At 72.6% G+C, this 15673-nt stretch carries 13 protein-coding genes; 11 read left to right on the top strand and 2 right to left on the bottom strand.

Going from position 1 to position 15673, the window contains the following annotated elements:
* Positions 1-80: 80 nt before the first annotated feature.
* Positions 81-752, bottom strand: a complete 672-nt coding sequence (locus tag VFE05_13095; protein HET6231002.1) for an ankyrin repeat domain-containing protein — start codon at positions 750-752, stop codon at positions 81-83.
* A gap of 255 nt (positions 753-1007) precedes the next feature.
* Between VFE05_13095 and VFE05_13090 the strand changes: the two genes are divergently transcribed.
* From VFE05_13090 to VFE05_13050, 9 genes are all read left to right on the top strand, one after another.
* On the top strand, positions 1008-2024 hold the full coding sequence (locus tag VFE05_13090; protein ID HET6231001.1) for a hypothetical protein: 1017 nt from the start codon (positions 1008-1010) through the stop codon (positions 2022-2024).
* Positions 2025-2337: 313 nt separating this feature from the next.
* Positions 2338-2733 (top strand): PepSY domain-containing protein, encoded by a 396-nt coding sequence (locus VFE05_13085; protein HET6231000.1) that lies wholly within the window; start codon positions 2338-2340, stop codon positions 2731-2733.
* Positions 2734-2782: 49 nt separating this feature from the next.
* Entirely contained in the window at positions 2783-3736 is a 954-nt protein-coding gene (locus tag VFE05_13080; protein ID HET6230999.1) for a metallophosphoesterase, read from the top strand.
* 5 nt (positions 3737-3741) lie between these two features.
* A complete protein-coding gene (locus VFE05_13075) occupies positions 3742-4422 on the top strand; it encodes a response regulator transcription factor (GenBank protein HET6230998.1) in 681 nt (226 codons plus the stop codon).
* Positions 4415-5860 carry an ATP-binding protein gene (locus tag VFE05_13070; GenBank protein HET6230997.1) on the top strand — a complete coding sequence of 482 codons (1446 nt, stop codon included), beginning with the start codon at positions 4415-4417 and terminating at the stop codon, positions 5858-5860. The genes VFE05_13075 and VFE05_13070 overlap by 8 nt, the downstream gene beginning before the upstream one ends.
* A 331-nt stretch (positions 5861-6191) precedes the next feature.
* Positions 6192-7421, top strand: coding sequence for a TolC family protein (locus VFE05_13065; GenBank protein ID HET6230996.1), 1230 nt, complete (start codon positions 6192-6194; stop codon positions 7419-7421).
* Positions 7418-8488: an efflux RND transporter periplasmic adaptor subunit gene (locus tag VFE05_13060; GenBank protein HET6230995.1), complete on the top strand. Its 1071-nt coding sequence runs from the start codon at positions 7418-7420 to the stop codon at positions 8486-8488. Before VFE05_13065 ends, VFE05_13060 begins: the two co-directional genes overlap by 4 nt.
* Positions 8485-11613: an efflux RND transporter permease subunit gene (locus tag VFE05_13055; GenBank protein HET6230994.1), complete on the top strand. Its 3129-nt coding sequence runs from the start codon at positions 8485-8487 to the stop codon at positions 11611-11613. Before VFE05_13060 ends, VFE05_13055 begins: the two co-directional genes overlap by 4 nt.
* A 400-nt stretch (positions 11614-12013) precedes the next feature.
* Entirely contained in the window at positions 12014-12874 is an 861-nt protein-coding gene (locus tag VFE05_13050; protein ID HET6230993.1) for a phosphatase PAP2 family protein, read from the top strand.
* Between the two features lie 113 nt (positions 12875-12987).
* On the opposite strand, the gene VFE05_13045 is transcribed toward VFE05_13050, so the two are convergent.
* Positions 12988-13737 (bottom strand): L,D-transpeptidase family protein, encoded by a 750-nt coding sequence (locus VFE05_13045; GenBank protein HET6230992.1) that lies wholly within the window; start codon positions 13735-13737, stop codon positions 12988-12990.
* 364 nt (positions 13738-14101) lie between these two features.
* On the opposite strand from VFE05_13045, the gene VFE05_13040 reads away from it, so the two are divergent.
* Both VFE05_13040 and VFE05_13035 read left to right on the top strand, forming a co-directional pair.
* Positions 14102-14965 carry a DNA/RNA non-specific endonuclease gene (locus tag VFE05_13040; GenBank protein ID HET6230991.1) on the top strand — a complete coding sequence of 288 codons (864 nt, stop codon included), beginning with the start codon at positions 14102-14104 and terminating at the stop codon, positions 14963-14965.
* The gene (locus VFE05_13035; GenBank protein HET6230990.1) at positions 14962-15384 is read left to right on the top strand and encodes a nuclease A inhibitor family protein; all 423 of its coding nucleotides are present in this window, start codon (positions 14962-14964) and stop codon (positions 15382-15384) included. Before VFE05_13040 ends, VFE05_13035 begins: the two co-directional genes overlap by 4 nt.
* Positions 15385-15673: the final 289 nt, after the last annotated feature.

Below are 15673 nucleotides of genomic sequence, written 5' to 3'. Positions count from 1 at the left end.
CGCCGCCGTGAGTTGCTCCCCTCTCCCGCTTGCGGGGGAGGGGCTGGGGGAGGGGGCGTCTCCCGGTCCGCGCCTTCGCTTCAGCCGGGTGCGGCCTGACCCGCCAGCCGGTCCGCGAGCGTGGCGTGACCCGCGGTGCGGGCGAAGTCGGCAGCGGTCTTGCCGTCGTCGGCGGGGAGGGCGGGGTCGGCGCCGCGGTCCAGGAGCAACGAGACCATCTCGTCGTCGCCGTGCATGGCGGCGGAGTGGAGGGCGGTGTATCCCCCGTGCTGGCGGTCGTTCACGTCGGCGCCCGCGTCCAGCAAGAGGCGCACGTCCTCCACGGAAAGGTGGCCGGCGAGGGCGGCGTGCAGCGGCGTGTTCGCCATCGCGTTGCGGGTCCGCGCCCGCGCATCGGCCCCGCGCTCCAGCAGCAGGCGGACGATGGGCGCGTGCCGGAAGAACGCCGCGAAGTGCAGCAGCGTGGTCCCGTCGCCGCTGTACGCGTGCAGCAGCGACGGATCGGCATCCAACAGCGCGCGCAGGCGGTCCTCGTCGCCCACGATCACGGCTTCGAAAGCGTCCAGCTCCGGCGCGCGGGCGAGCAGCAGCGCGAGCGCATCGGCGCGCCGGTGGTACGCGGCGAACGTCACGGCAGACGTGCCCGTCGCGTCGCGGGCGGCCGCGAGGCCCGGGTCCGCCTCCAGCAGCGCCGTCACCGCGGCGGTGTCGCCAGCCTTGATCGCGTCGAAGATCGTCTGCGTCTCGGGCATGATCGCACTCCGGGCGGGAAGCGGAAAGAGACGGCGTTGCGGCCGGGCATGCGCGGCGGGATCTTCCTCGCGCGAGCCCTCTAGCATATGCTCCCGCCGGAGATGCCGAAAGCTCGCCGGATGCGAAGGGTAGACGCGCCTCGCATCGGTCGAACTGCGACGCGCGGCATTCCAGTCCGCCGGATTCCGAACCCGATCAGTCGTCAATGTTTGGTCTAGCCAACTCTGATCCTACCGCGTTGTGAGACGGGACAGATGACGCAGAAGATCCTGGGAATCGAAGATGCTTCGCTCGCCGCGCGCGTGGTGCGGCGGACGCCGCTGCTGTACGCGACGGGGGCGGACGCGGCGCTGGACCGGCCGGCGCACGTCCGCGCGGGCTCGTCCATCGTGCGCGTGGGGCGGCGGCTCGCGGTGGTGCAGGACGATGCGAACTTCCTCGCGCTGGTGGATGCGGACGCGGTATCCGTGCGTGCGGTGACGCTGCCCGCGGGCGCGGATGGCAAGCGCCAGTTCGACGACGTGCGCGGCAACAAGCGTTTCAAGCTCGACCTGGAGGCCGCCGTCGTCGTGCCCGCTGCCGACGGCGACTGGCTGCTGGCGTTCGGTTCCGGCTCCACGCCCGTGCGCGAAACCATCGCCGTGTTCCGCGGCTGGGGAGATGCGGAGCCGTATGCGACGATGGTGGATGCGCGCGCGCTGTACGCCGCGCTGCGGGCAGAGACTGACTTCGCCGGGAGCGAGCTGAACGTGGAAGGCGCGGCGCTGGTGCACGGCGCGGTGCGCCTCTTCAACCGCGGCAACGGCGCGCCCACCGCTAGCCTCCTGCCGGTGGACGCGACGTGCGACCTCGATCTGGCCGCGCTCCTCGCGTACCTCGGCGCGCCGGAGTCGTCCGGGCCGCCGCGCATCTCCCGTGTCGTGCAGTACGAGCTTGGCAGCATCGGCGGGGCGAGGCTGACGTTCACGGACGCGGTGGCGGCCGGATCGACCGTCCTCTTCTCCGCCGCGGCGGAGGAATCGCCGGACGCGACGCGCGACGGCCCGGTCGCGGGCTCCGCGCTGGGCGTGATCGGGCGCGACGGCGTGCCGCGCTGGACGGTGGTGGCGGACGCGGACGGGCGCCGGTTCGCCGGCAAGATCGAGGGCCTGGTGCCGGCGGAGGACGATCCCGCGCGCCTCTTCGTCGTCCTGGACCTCGACGACCCGGCGGCACCCAGCGAGCTCTGCGAGGTGGAGCTGGGCGGGGACTGGGGATCCGGCGCGGGGTAGGCGGCCGGCAGCGCAGCGCATCTCCCGTCGCCACCGCGCCTCGCCACAGCGGGGAAGATGCGGAAAACCATCTGCGTTCCAGTGCCCGGAAGATGCCGTTCCCCGCGCGGCACCGTCGTCGCATCTCCCGAAACAGCCGGCCGCACGGCCTCCGGCAGGACGCCGGACGCCATCTCCCGAACCCTTCCCACGCGCCGCGCGGCCGTTATCGAGCCGCAAGGTATTGCGGGATAGCTTGGTTACAACGGCTACGCGAACGCGCCGGCCGCCGGGCTGCCCCACGGGCCCACGTACCCGACCGAAAGAGAACCCGATGAAGATCATGACGATCGCCCTGGTCACCGCGCTGTGCGCGACGGCGGGAGCCGCTTCGGCGCAGCAGGGCGGCACGCAGCCCGCCCACCACCCCCGCCACGAGACGCAGGCCCAGCTCGCGCGCCAGGCCCGCGTGACCGAGGCGGCGGCGCGTGCCACGGCGCTGGCGCTGGTTCCCAACGGCCGCGTGAAGTCCGCAGAGCTGGAGCGCGAGCACGGGAAGCTCATCTACTCCTTCGACATCCAGGTGGCCGGGCGGCGCGGGATCGACGAGGTGAACGTGGACGCGCTGACGGGCGCCGTGATCGCCAAGCAGCACGAGGGCCCGGCCGAAGAGCGGGCCGAGGCGCGCGCCGAACGCCGCGAGAAGGCTGCCGCGCCGAAGCGCCCGTAGCCGCTCCGGCAGGCGTTCCCGCCTGCCCCAACCTCTCTCGGGAAGACGAATGATCCACGCCGGGATTACAGGCACTGAAAGAAGCCGCGCCCGGCGCCGGGTGGTGGCGGCGGCGGTCGCGTTGGCGGCCGCCGCCGCTCCGTTCCCGGCCAGGGCCCAGCGGGCCGGGCGGGGCGACGCGACGATGATCGCTGCGGGCGACGTGGCGGAGTGCCCCCGGGGCGCGGCCGAGGCGACCGCGCGGCTAGTGGAGCGCATGCCGGGCGTGGTGGCGGTGCTGGGCGACGAGGCGTACCCCACCGGGAGCGACCGCGACTTCGCCACGTGCTACGCGCCCACGTGGGGCCGCTTCCGTGCACGGTCGCGGCCGGTGCCGGGAAACCACGAATACAGCGCCGGGACGGCGGCGGCGTACTTCCGCTACTTCGGCTCACTGGCGGGCCCCGCGGGGCTGGGCTATTACAGCTACGAGGCGGGCGCGTGGCACGTGGTGGCGCTGAACAGCGGCATCGACGTGGGCCCGGCTTCGCCACAGGCGCGGTGGCTGCGGGCGGACCTGGCGGCGCACCCCGCGGCGTGCACGCTGGCCTACTGGCACACGCCGCGGTTCAGCTCCGGCATGCACGGCCCCCGCCCGCGCATGGCGGCGTTCTGGCAGATTCTCTACGACGCGGGGGCCGACGTGGTGCTCTCCGGCCACGACCACATGTACGAGCGGTTCGCGCCCATGGACTCGGCGGGGCGCCGCGACGACGCGCGCGGCATCCGCCAGTTCGTGGTGGGCACCGGCGGCGCGGGGCTGTACCGCGCCCGCGGCCGCACCCCCAACAGCGAGGCTCTGGACGACTCCACCCACGGCGTCCTCCGTCTGTCGCTGGAGCGCGGCCGGTACGCGTGGGAGTTCGTGCCCGTGGCGGGGTCGGCCTTCCGCGACGCGGGCCGCGAAACGTGCCACGGCGCGACCGCCGCACCCGCCCCGCGCCGCACATCCTCCGACAGGTAGGGAAGATGCGGGTTCTGGTCGCCGAAGACGACGCGCACCTGCGCAGCATCCTGGAGCGCGGCCTGGCCGAGTCCGCATATGCCGTGGACGCGGTGGGCGACGGGCGGGCCGCGCTGCGCATGGCGGCGATGAACGAGTACGACGCCGTGGTGCTGGACGTGATGATGCCCGCGCCCGACGGCATCGAGGTGTGCCGGGCGCTGCGTGCCCGCGGCTCGCGGGTGCCGGTGCTGATGCTGACCGCTCGCGACGCCGTGGCCGACCGCATCGCCGGGCTGGACGCGGGAGCCGACGACTACCTGTCCAAGCCGTTCGACTTCGGCGAGCTGCTGGCACGGCTGCGCGCGCTGATGCGGCGCGCGCCCGAGCTGCTGCCCAGCGAGATCCGCGTGGCCGACCTGGTGGTCGACACCCGCGCGCAGACGGTGCGGCGCGCCGGGCGGGGCATCCGCCTGACCGCCAAGGAGTACACCCTGCTGGAGTACCTGGCGCGCAACGCGGGGCGGGTGGTGAGCCGGGCGGACCTGTGCGCCCACGTGTGGGACGACAACCACGACCCCCTCTCCAACGCCATCGAGGTCAACATCAACCGCCTGCGGGCCAAGGTGGATGCCGGCGCTCCGCCGCTCATCCACACCCGGCGCGGCGCCGGCTACCTGCTGGGCGACCCGTCGTCCGATGCTTGAGTCGGTGCGCCTGCGCCTGGCGCTGTGGCACACGGCCGTGCTGGGCGCGGTGCTGGTGGCGTTCGCGGCGGCCACGTACGCCTACCTGGCCCGCAGCAGCCTGCACCGTATGGACGAGCTGCTCTCCGAGGCGGCGCACGCCTTCGCGGGGGAGCTGGCGGGCGAGGCGGGCGACGACCCGTCGCTTCGCGGCGCGGCGACGGAGACGGCGGCCAGCTTCCGTCTGGGCGAGACGCGGGTGATGGTGTTCGACGGGCGCGGCGGGCTGGTGGCCGCCAGCCCCGCCGACCCGCACACGCCTGCGCCCGACCCCGCGGCGCTCGCCGCCGCGTTGGCCCGGCGCCGCGGCGCGCCCCGCGCGTTCACGATCGCGGAGGGGCGCGGCGCCGACCGCGTCTTTCCCGTGAAGGTGACGCTCTCCGGGCGGACGCTGACGGTGGCGGCGGTCCAGCCGATGGAGGAGCGCGACGAGCTGCTGCAACGGGCACGCACCGCGTTCGGCATCGCGATCCCGCTGGCGCTGCTGCTGGCGGGTGCGGGGGGATACCTGCTGGCGCGGCGCAGCCTGGCGCCGGTGGTGGCGATGAGCGCGCAGGCCGCCCGCATCGGCACCGAGAACCTGCACGAGCGGCTTCCCGTTCCCAACCCGCGCGACGAGCTGGGGCACCTGGCCACCGTCTTCAACGGCCTGCTGGAGCGGCTGAGCAGCGCCATCGGGCAGCAGCGGCGCTTCATGGCCGACGCCGCGCACGAGCTGCGCACGCCGGTGGCCATCGTGCGCGCCGAGGCGGACGTGGTGCTGTCGCGGGCCGGCCGGCCGGCGGGCGAGTACCGCGATGCGCTGGCCGTCGTGCAGGGCGAGGGGCGGCGGCTCTCGCGCATCGTGGACGACCTGTTCCTGCTGGCCCGCGCCGACGCCGGCGAGCATCCGCTCCAGCCCGCCGAGCTGTACCTGAACGAGATCGCCGCCGACGCCGCGCGGGCCATGCGCATGCTGGCGGAGCCCCGCCGCATCTCCATCCGCGTGGACGCCGCGGACGACGCGCCGCTGCGGGGCGACGAGTCGCTGCTGCACCGGCTCGTCGCGAACCTTCTGGACAACGCGGTCAAGTACGCGCCCGCCGGCTCGCTCGTCACCGTCAGCGTCCAGCGCGACGGGCGGGGGTACCGGCTCGGCGTGCGGGATGAGGGGCCGCCCATCGCCCCCGACGTGCGCGCGAAGCTCTTCCAGCGCTTCTTCCGCGGCGACCGCTCCCGGTCCGGCGGCCCGAACCCCGGCGGCGCGGCGGGCGCCGGTCTCGGCCTGGCCATCGCGCGCTGGATCGCCGAGGCGCACGGCGGGACCCTGCGGCTCGCGGAGCCCGCGGGCAGCGGCAACGAGTTCGTCCTCCATCTCCCGGCGGCCGACAGCGGCGCACTCGCGGATTCGACCGGCTGAGACGGAGTCCGTCGACGGAAATCCGCCAGCGAAACCGGACGATTGCGTCGCGGATTTCGGCAGTGGCCGGCGAATGAGGTGGATCGGCTTGCGTGGCCGGTGGGGGGTGCCTCCACCGTCTCTGGCCCGGAGATCGCATACGCGGACTGGGTTCTGCGTGCCGCTGCCGTTATCCGAGCGTAAGCTCCGAATCGTTAGCGTCCCGCGCCTCCGGACGTGCTCGCCTGGCCGGCACTTCCGGCGAGTGCGACGTCTTCGGCGACCACGGATGCCGGTCATCAACGAACAGGGTGGTGGGGAGCGAGTGGACGGATCACATCTGAGGTCAATCGTGAAGCGGGCCGTCTTGCTCGTCTCCAGGCCGGTGGCCCTGCTCGCCGGACTCGCGCTGATCGCCGCGCCCGCCGCCGCGCAGCAGCGCGTGACGCTGGACGAGGCCGTGGCCGCGGCCCTGGCGCGCGGCACCCGCGCCCGCGTGGCGGAGGCCGACGTAGCGGTGGCGCGGGCGGACGTCGTCGTCGCCCGCGCGTTCCCCAACCCCACGGCCAGCCTCACCTACAGCAAGTCGCCCCCGCAGTACCACGCCATCGCCGAGCAGCCGCTGGAGCTCCCGTGGCTGCGCTCGGCGCGCCTGAACGCGGCGCGGGCGGGCGCGCAGGCGGCGGGCTACAGGCTGGCGGTGGAGCGCGCGGCGGTACGCTTCGACGTGGAGAGCGCCTACGCGCGGGCCGCCGCCGCAGGGGAGCTGGCCGCGCTCTCCCGCCGAACCGCGCGCGAGGGTGACGAGCTGGTGCGCTTCACGCGCGTGCGCCGCGACGCGGGCGACGCCAGCGATCTGGACGTGGAGCTTGCCACGGTCACGCAGGGCGGCTTCGAGAACCAGGCGCTGGCCGACTCGCTGGAGCAGGTCGCTGCGCTGCTGGACCTCCAGACGCAGATGGGGATGGAGGCGGACCGTGTCGCGATCATCCTCGCCGACTCGCTGGCGGGCCTTCCGCTCGCCCCCCCGGCCTCCACGGCAGCGGCCGCGACGCCGCTGCGGGTGAGCGCGGCGCAGGCGGACGTGGCGGCGGGGCAGGCGCGCGTGGCGCAGGAGCGCGCGGGCCGCTTCGCCGCGCCGTCCATCACGGCGGGCGTGGAGTGGCACGATCCCACGGGCGGGGAGAAGGGATATCTCCCCACCGTGGGCGTGGCCGTGCCGCTGCCCGTGTTCGACCGCAACCGCGGCGGGATCGCCACCGCTCGCGCCAACCTGCTGCGCGCACAGGCGGAGCTGGAGGCAGCCCGCCGGGGCGCCGCCGCCGCGCAGGCCGCCGCCGAGCGCGACCGGGCCGCCGCGCGTGTGCGGGCCGCGCGCGACCGTTCCCTGCTGGAGCACGCCGAAAGGGTGGTGCAGATGTCCGTACGCGGCTACCGAGAGGGTGCCTTCACCCTCCCCGCCGTCCTCGAAGCGCAGCGCACCGCCCGCGACGCCCTGCGGCAGTACGTGCAGGACCTGGCCGCCCTGCGCGGCGCCGAGGCCTCCGCCGCGCTCGCCCGCACCGTGGGAGGCGCGCCGTGACGCGTTTCGGGAGATGCGGGGCGGCGCTGCTCGTCCTCGCCGCCGCCGCCGGCTGCAAGAAGGGCGGCGAAGCGGCAGCCGCGGGCGATGCGGCGGCGGCCGATTCCATCCCCGAGGTGACGGCGGAGCTCGCGGTGGCGCAGGTCCGCGCCTTCCCCGTGACCATCGGCGCGCTCGGTGTCGTGGGCGCGGCGCCGGGGCACATGGCGGACCTGGCGGCGCCCGCACCCACGCGCGTCCTGCGCATCCTCGTCGCGCCCGGCCAGCGGGTGGCACGCGGGCAGCCGCTGGTGGAGCTGGACGCGACGGCGTGGGAGGCCGACGCGCGCAAGGCGGAGGCGGCGCGCACCACCGCGCAGCAGGCGTACGACCGGGCCGCGCGCCTGTCCGCAGCCGGCATCGTCCCGCGGAAGGACGCCGAGGCCGCCGCCGCCGCGCTGGCGGACGCGCGGGCGGCGCTGGTCACCGCCGCGCACACGCGCGCCCAGGCCACGCTCCGCTCCCCCATCCCCGGCGTCGTATCTTCCGTCTCCGCACGCCTGAACGGGCCGGCGGACCCGGCGCAGACGCTGGTGCAGGTGGTCGATCCCGCAGGGCTGGAAGTCTCCCTTTCGCTCCCGCCGGAGAAGGCGTCCGGCATCCGCGGCGGCATGCCCGTGCGGGTGATGGCGGGTCGCGACGCGAGCGGCGTCCTGCTCGGCACCGGCGTCGTCGCCGGCGTGGGCGCGGCCATCGACACCGCCAGCGGCAGCGTGCAGGTGCGCGCCACCATCCCCCACGCGTCGGGCAACCTGTTCGTGGGCCAGGACGTGTACGCCGAGATCGGCATCGCCGAGCATCCCGCGGCCGTGACCGTGCCGCCGGAGGCGCTGGTGCCGGAGGGCACGGGCCTTCGCGTCTTCGTGGTCGACGCCAAAGGCATCGCCCACGCGCAGGAGGTCACCGTCGGCGCCCGCCATCCGGATGCGGTGGAGGTGACGAGCGGGCTGAAGGGCGGCGAGACTGTGGTGGGCAAGGGCGCGTACGGCGTGCAGGACGGCGCGCGCATCCGCCGGGGCACGCCGTGACGCTCTCCGGCCTCCTCTCCCGCCAGCGGCGGTTCGTCTACCTCCTCGTCGCGCTGGTGAGCGCGGCGGGCGTGTGGGCGGCGCTGCGCATGCCATCGGCCATCTACCCGGAGCTGACCTTTCCGCGCATCGGCATCGTAGCCCAGGGCTCGGCGCTGGGGGCGCGGCAGGTGGTGTTCGGCATCTCGCGCCCCATCGAGGAGGCGGTGAGCGTCGTCCCCGGCGTGCTGCGCGTGAGGTCGCGGTCCATCCGCGGCAGCGCGGAGGTGAACGTCGACTTCCTGCCCAATACCGACATGGCCCAGGCGCTCCAGCAGGTGCAGGCGCGCGTGAGCCAGGTGCAGGGGACGCTCCCGCCCGGCATCGACGTGGAGGTCGAACGCCTCACGCCCAGCGTCTTCCCCATCCTCTCGTACAACCTGCTGGGGGCGAGCCCCACAGACCTGTACGACCTCGCCCAGTTCCGCATCCGCCCCGTCGTCTCCCGCATCCCCGGCGTGGGGCGCGTGGACGTGCAGAGCAGCGACGTGCGCGAGATCGAGGTGGTGGCCGACCCGGCGCGATTGACGACGCTGGGCCTGAGCTACGGCGACCTGGCCGACGCGATCAAGGCGGAGATGAACAGCGCCGCCGTGGGGCGCGTGTCGCAGGACTACAAGCAGCTCCTCGTCGTCACCGACCAGGAGACGCATACGGTGGATGACGTCGCCAACGTCGTCGTGCGCCCCGGCACGCGCGTGAGCGACCTGGCGGAGGTGCGGCTGGGGACGGAGGACCACACCCGCCTGGTGGCGGGCAACGGCAGGCCCGCCGCGCTCATCAACGTCACGCGCCAGGTGGGCGGCAGCACCGTCGCCATCGCCGACAGCGTGCAGGCGGTGATGGCGGAGCTTCAGAAGACGCTGCCCCGCGGCGTGACCGTCACGCCCGTGTACGACCAGGCCGTGCTGGTGCGCGACGCCGTGGGCTCCGTGCGCGACGCCATGCTCATCGGCGCCATCCTGGCAGTCGTCATCCTCCTGCTCTTCCTCCGCCACGGCCCCATCACCGCCATCAGCGCCGCGTCCATCCCCATCACCATGGCCATCAGCGTGTTCGGCATGTGGCTGCTGGGGCAGACGTTCAACCTGATGAGTCTGGGCGGCATGGCCATCGCCATCGGCCTGGTGATCGACGACTCGGTCGTGGTGACGGAGAACATCGCGCGGCACCTGGCCTTCACGCCGGACCGCTCGCTGGCGATCCGCGACGCCGTGGCGGAGCTGGTGTGGCCGGTGGTCACCTCCACCATCACCACAGTGGTGGTCTTCGTCCCGCTGGGCCTGCTGGAGGGCGTGGTCGGCCAGTTCTTCAAGGCGCTCTCCATCACCCTCTCGCTCGCCGTCCTCGTCTCGCTCTTCCTGGCGCTCACGCTGATCCCGCTGCTGGCGGAGCAGTTCGTGAAGGCGGGGGAAGAGGAGGATCCCGAAGGGCCCATCCCCCGCGGCTGGCGCGGCATCCCGGCCCGCATCGCCCGCTTCCTCCACCGGCTCACGCTGCGGTACGAGCGGGCACTGGCCGCGCTGCTGCGGAGGCCGCGCCTGGTGGTGATCCCCGCCGTCTTGCTCATCGTCGGCGGCTACTTCGCGCAGAAGTTCGTGGGCACCGGCTTCCTTCCGGAGATGGACGAGGGCGCGTTCGTGCTCGACTACTTCACGCCCGGCGGCACGGCGCTGGAGGAAACCGACCGGCAGGTGCACGTAGCCGAGCGCATCCTGGCGCAGACGCCCGAGATCGAGGGCACGTCGCGGCGCACGGGCGCCGAGCTCGGGCTGTTCGCCACGGAGCAGAACGTGGGTGACATGGTCGTGCGCCTCAAGCCGCGCAGCCAGCGCTCGCGCACCATCTTCCAGGTCATCGAGGACGTGCGCGGCCGGCTGGAGCACCAGGTGCCGCGGCTGCAGGTGGAGTTCGTGCAGATCCTGTCGGACGTGATCAACGACCTGGCGGGCAGCGCCAACCCCGTGGAGATCAAGGTCTTCGGCGACCGGCTGGACGAGATGGAGGCGTACGCCCGCAAGGTCTCGGCGCCGCTGGAGAAGGTGGACGGGCTGGTCGACCTCTTCAACGGCGTGAGCGAGCCCAGCCCGGAGCTGCTGCTGCGGGTGGACCAGGCGCGCGCCGGCCAGCTCGGCATGACGGCCGACGACGTGAACGGCCAAGTCGCCGCCGCGCTCCTGGGCGCCCCCGCGGGCGAGGTGCGGGCCGAAGACCGCACCATCGGCGTGCGGGTGCACGCGCCCGACGCGGTTCGGTTCGACCCCGCGAGGCTGGGCAGCCTGCCCGTCTTCAGCCCGTCCACGCACCAGGAGGCGCCGCTGGGCACCGTCGCCACCGTGCGCGAGGAGGACTCGCGCGCCGAGCTGCGGCGCGAGAACCAGCGGCAGATGATCGCCATCACCGGAGGCGTGGAGGGCCGCTCGCTCGGCGAGGTGATGACGGACGTGAAGGCCGTGCTGGCCGCCAACCCGCCGCCGCCCGGCCTGCGCGTGGAGATCGGCGGGCAGTACGCCGGGCAGCAGGCGGCGTTCAAGTCGCTGCTGGCCGTGCTCGCCCTGGCCGCGCTCTCCGTCGTCGCCGTGATGGTCGTGCAGTTCGAGTCGTTCGTGGAGCCGCTGGTGATCGTGCTCGCGGCGCCGCTCTCGTTCGTGGGCGCCGTGGCGCTGCTGCTGGCGACGGGCACGCCGCTGAACGTGTCGTCGCTCATGGGCCTCGTCCTCCTCGTGGGCCTCATCGTGAAGAACGGCATCATCCTGCTGGACTTCACGCAGCACCGCATGCGCCACGAGGGCGAACCGCTGGGCGAGGCCATCCTCGCCGCCGCGCGCACCCGCCTGCGGCCCATCCTAATGACCACGCTCTGCACGCTCTTCGGACTGGCGCCGCTCGCGCTCGGCCTCGGCGCGGGGGCGGAGCTGCAGCGTCCGCTCGCGCTGGCGGTCATCGGCGGCCTGGCGCTCTCGACGCCCATCACGCTCTTCGCCGTCCCCGCCCTGCTCGTCGCCATCCGCGGCCCCGGCTACCGGCTGCACGAGCGCGAGGACGATGCAACGCCTGCCCCAGCGCCACTGCCGCATCCGGCCTGACGCCCTCCGATTCGGGAGATGCACGGCAGGGCGAACTGCGGGGTGATCGGTTGATGGTGAATCGGTGGCGGATGCGGGAGATCGGCGGTGCTGGAAGCCGGGCAGAAATGGAGCAGTCGGTGGATGCTGGCCGGCCGGCGGATACGAAGTGGTCGATGCGCGTCGATGGATACGGATTTGGTCGATGTGCCGGGACCGCAGGCGCGAAGAACGGCGTAGCCCGTCCTTGGCGATTCGGCGGATGCGGTGGATGGCGGGGTGGCGCGGCTTGTGATGTAACGAGGCGGAGATGAAGCGGTCTCGGCGCACCCTGGGCAGCAGCGAGGGAAGCTGGACGGCTGCACGTAACCCAACACGGAGGCGTTCGATGCGTGGGAGATGCAGGAGCGGTATCGCGACCGTGTGGACGGCGGTAGTGCTGGCGGGCGGCGTGCTACCGGCGGCGGCGCAGCAGGTAGCCTCCCCGCCGCCGGCGGACACCTCGAAGCCGCCGGAGACGCTGTTCACGCGGCACGACGCCTACCTGGCCGGCGGCTTCGTGCTCGCCACCATCGCCCTTGGGCCGGCTGACCGCGCCATCGCGCGGGAGCTCCAGGACTCTTCGCGGCAGTCGAGCCACTTCCTGAAGAACACCGCGCGCGCCTTCGACGTGACCGCCGTGCCCGGCTCGCTGGTGATCGGCACGGGCATGTACGCCGTGGGTCGCCTCACCCACCAGCCGCGCGTGGCCGACCTGGGCCTGCACGGCACCGAGGCTATCCTTCTCGGCACCGCCATCACCGACGTGGTGAAGAACTTCGCGGGGCGCCGCCGGCCGTTCGTGGACGTGGAGCATCCGTACGACTTCCGGTTCACCCGCGGCTTCAAGAGCGACGACTACAAGTCGTTCCCCTCCGGCCACACCACCGCCGGGTTCGCCGCCGCCGCCGCCGTCACGGCCGAGACGTCGCGCTGGTGGCCCGGCTCGGGCAAGTACGTGGGCCCGCTCATGTTCGGGGGCGCCACGCTCATCGGCGCGTCGCGCATGTACGAGAACAAGCACTGGGCCAGCGACGTGCTGGTGGGCGCCGCCATCGGCACCTTCAGCGGCCTCAAGGTCGTGCGCTACAGCCACGCGCACCCCAACAACCCCATCGACCGGCGCCTCCTCTCGTTCACCGTCGCACCGGCCCCCAGCGGCGGCGCCGTGGTCGCGTGGACGTTTCCGACGGGAAAGGCAGGCGCAGTGCCCGCGGCGGTGGCTGGAGACGCGCGGAACTGAGGACGGCGGCGGGCGGAGACCCCGACTGCCTGCGCGAGGACGAAAAATCGGTCGCAGTGCTGAACGGGTTTGCAGAGGCGGGGCTCTCCAGAACGTGGAGAGCCCCGTTTCAGCTACGGCAGATCCCACGCGGCGCGGAGGCGTTCGTACTCCGCGCGGGAGAGCTGGATGAGCACGGGGCGGGCGGCAGGGTCCAGCCAGCGGACGATCTCCTCCAGCCGGGCGGGGGCGAAGGCGGTGCAGCCCGCGGTGCCGACGGTGGGGCCCGCCCAGATGTGCAGGAAGATGCAAGAGCCGCGTCCCGCTACCGTCGGCGCGGCGTTGTGGTCCACGAACACGCCCAGGCGGTAAAGCTCGTCGCCGCGGCGCATCTCCTCGTGGCTGCTCCAGTCGGGCCGCGCCACATCCGTCCGCTCCACCAGCGTGTTGTAGTGCGCAGATGCGCCGTCGTCCACGCACTGGCTGGCGGCGGTGGACTGGCGGTACGGCAGGCGGATCCACACGACCGAGTCCGCCGGGGCGTACCCGAACGCAGTGCTCAAGCGGAAGATGCCGGCCGGCGCGCGCCCGTCCCCCTCCCTCTTCACCGGCCCGTCTCCGCCCGGCGTCACGTGCAGGCCCACGCCCCACCCCAGGCCGCTCCGTCCGACGACCGCGGGGACGGCATCTCCCACGCGGGTCCACGGCGCGCCGGGCCGGGCGCGCTCCCACCGCTGCACCGTCGCGGCGCTCGCATCCCATCCCTCGGTCACGGACACGATCGCCTGGAGCGGCGCTTCCGCGGGCCCGGGCATCCGCGGCCCCGCGCACCCCGCCAGCGCGGCCGACGCCAGCATCGCCATCACCGCACTCCTCTCTCGCATCCCACCTCCGCGGTCACGGTTCTCCGTCTTCAGCGCTCCCTCCACATCGTCGAAATGGACCTCCATTGCACCGCCTCACCGTTCATCGAGCGCCAGAGGTGCCATCTCCCGTACGCCCAACTTACGTGGCCGTCACGGTTTGCGCGACGGCGCCAATCGCCCGCCGGCATCCGCCGCTCCGCATCTAACCAGCGGGACGAAAAGCTTCGCTCAGCCCTGACGTTCACGGGGAGATGGCTCGCGAAATGGCGCAGGTGGACGCACGTGACGGTTCCGGTACGGCGCATCTATCCGAAACGTACGAATGAGTCGTAAGATGTCGTGCCCGGGCTGGACAACCTGATCCCGTTCCACGGAGACCTGCATGTCCCAAGCGCTGCCCCGCCGTTCCGTTCGCGTGCTCCTCACCGCGTTCGCCGTCCTCGCCGTAGCTTCCTGCTCGGGGGACAGGACGGTCCCCACCGCGCCACGCACGGATCCCAGCCAGCCCCGGCTCACGACGTTCCCGTCGGCCATCTACCACAACCACCTGGAGTTCGGCACGCCAAAGGACGCGAGCTCGGCCGACGACTACATCATCTCGCGCCGCACGCAGGCCCTGTCGTACAACTGCGCCAAGGGCATCCCCAACTGGGTGTCGTGGAACCTGAACAAGACGCACTTCGGCGACGCGGCCCGCTCCAGCAGCTTCACCACCGACGTGTCGCTCCCCACGGGCTGCTACCGCGTGACCACCAGCGACTACACCAACAGCGGCTACAGCCGCGGGCACATGACCCGCAGCGAAGAGCGCACCTGGTCGGTGGCGGACAACAAGGAGGTGTTCCAGATGACGAACATCCTCCCGCAGTACCAGGACATGAACGGCGGCCCGTGGTACAAGTTCGAGCAGTACCTTCAGGACCAGGCGCAGATCAGCAACAAGGAGATGTACGTGATCTCCGGCGGCTACGGCAGCCGCGGCACGCTGAACAACGCCGGCAAGGTGGCGATCAACACGCGCAACTACAAGATCGTGGTGATCATGCCGTACGGGCAGGGGCTGGCTAACGTGACCAGCACCAGCAGCCTGCAGGTGATCGCGGTGGACATGCCCAACATCACCGGCATCTCCACGCAGCCGTGGACGGCGTACACGACCACGGTGGACAAGATCGAGGCGGCCACCGGCTACAACTTCCTGGACAAGCTGCCCGACAGCATCGAGACGTATTGGGAGAGCCGGTGAACATCGAGGCTTCGGCCGCCGCCGCAGACACGGTGCGGGCGCCCCTGGTGGCGGCCGCGGGCGACCTGCGCTACATGAGCGAGGCCGATAACCCGTTCGACTTCGTCACCTTCCCGAGCGCCACCGCGGCCGACCTGTCGCCGGAGCGGTTCGCGGCGCTGGTGGGCAAGCCGGGGGCGCACGTGGAGGAGGTCACGCTCGACCGCTTCTTCGCCGGAATGATCGAGCGCGCGGACCCGGCCGACGCGGTGTCGGTCGCGCTCGTCCCGCGCTTTCAAGCGCTCAAGAACACGTTGCGCGCCACGCTGCCGGACCTGCGCGTGTTCCGCGTGGGCGAGGTGACGCTGGAGTGCTACGTGGTGGGAACCGCACCGGGCGGCGGCCTCGCCGGCCTGCACACGCAGGCACTGGAGACGTAGGCAACACGACGTTTTTGGCAGATGCGGAATGAACGAAGGGGTGCGGCCGATGTGGTCGCACCCCTTCGTTTGCCTCACCCGCCCTTGGAGGCCGCGGTGAGTTTTTCCATCTACCGACACCCAGCCACTAAATCGCTGCAAACCCAAATCCCACAGGCAGTTCTCCCCTCTCCCGCTTGCGGGCAGGGCTGTTTCGTTCTCTTACCGATACAGAACTGTAACGCTGCGAGTGCAGTCAGAGACGATGGTGCGGAGCGTCCAGCGAAGTGCGCTCACACTCGCACCGGGA

It is taken from the genome of Longimicrobiaceae bacterium, assembly GCA_035696245.1.
Classification (GTDB): Bacteria; Gemmatimonadota; Gemmatimonadetes; order Longimicrobiales; family Longimicrobiaceae; genus DASRQW01.
Note: the sequence above shows the minus strand (reverse complement) of the source record. Positions and strands in the feature narration are given on the sequence as shown.

What these genes read in the sequence shown, in the direction of transcription:
- VFE05_13095 (HET6231002.1), bottom strand. Translation starts at nt 752, where the DNA reads ATGCCCGAGACGCAGACGATCTTCGACGCGATCAAGGCTGGCGACACC.
- VFE05_13090 (HET6231001.1), top strand. Translation starts at nt 1,008, where the DNA reads ATGACGCAGAAGATCCTGGGAATCGAAGATGCTTCGCTCGCCGCGCGC.
- VFE05_13085 (HET6231000.1), top strand. Translation starts at nt 2,338, where the DNA reads ATGAAGATCATGACGATCGCCCTGGTCACCGCGCTGTGCGCGACGGCG.
- VFE05_13080 (HET6230999.1), top strand. Translation starts at nt 2,783, where the DNA reads ATGATCCACGCCGGGATTACAGGCACTGAAAGAAGCCGCGCCCGGCGC.
- VFE05_13075 (HET6230998.1), top strand. Translation starts at nt 3,742, where the DNA reads ATGCGGGTTCTGGTCGCCGAAGACGACGCGCACCTGCGCAGCATCCTG.
- VFE05_13070 (HET6230997.1), top strand. Translation starts at nt 4,415, where the DNA reads ATGCTTGAGTCGGTGCGCCTGCGCCTGGCGCTGTGGCACACGGCCGTG.
- VFE05_13045 (HET6230992.1), bottom strand. Translation starts at nt 13,737, where the DNA reads ATGCGAGAGAGGAGTGCGGTGATGGCGATGCTGGCGTCGGCCGCGCTG.
- VFE05_13040 (HET6230991.1), top strand. Translation starts at nt 14,102, where the DNA reads ATGTCCCAAGCGCTGCCCCGCCGTTCCGTTCGCGTGCTCCTCACCGCG.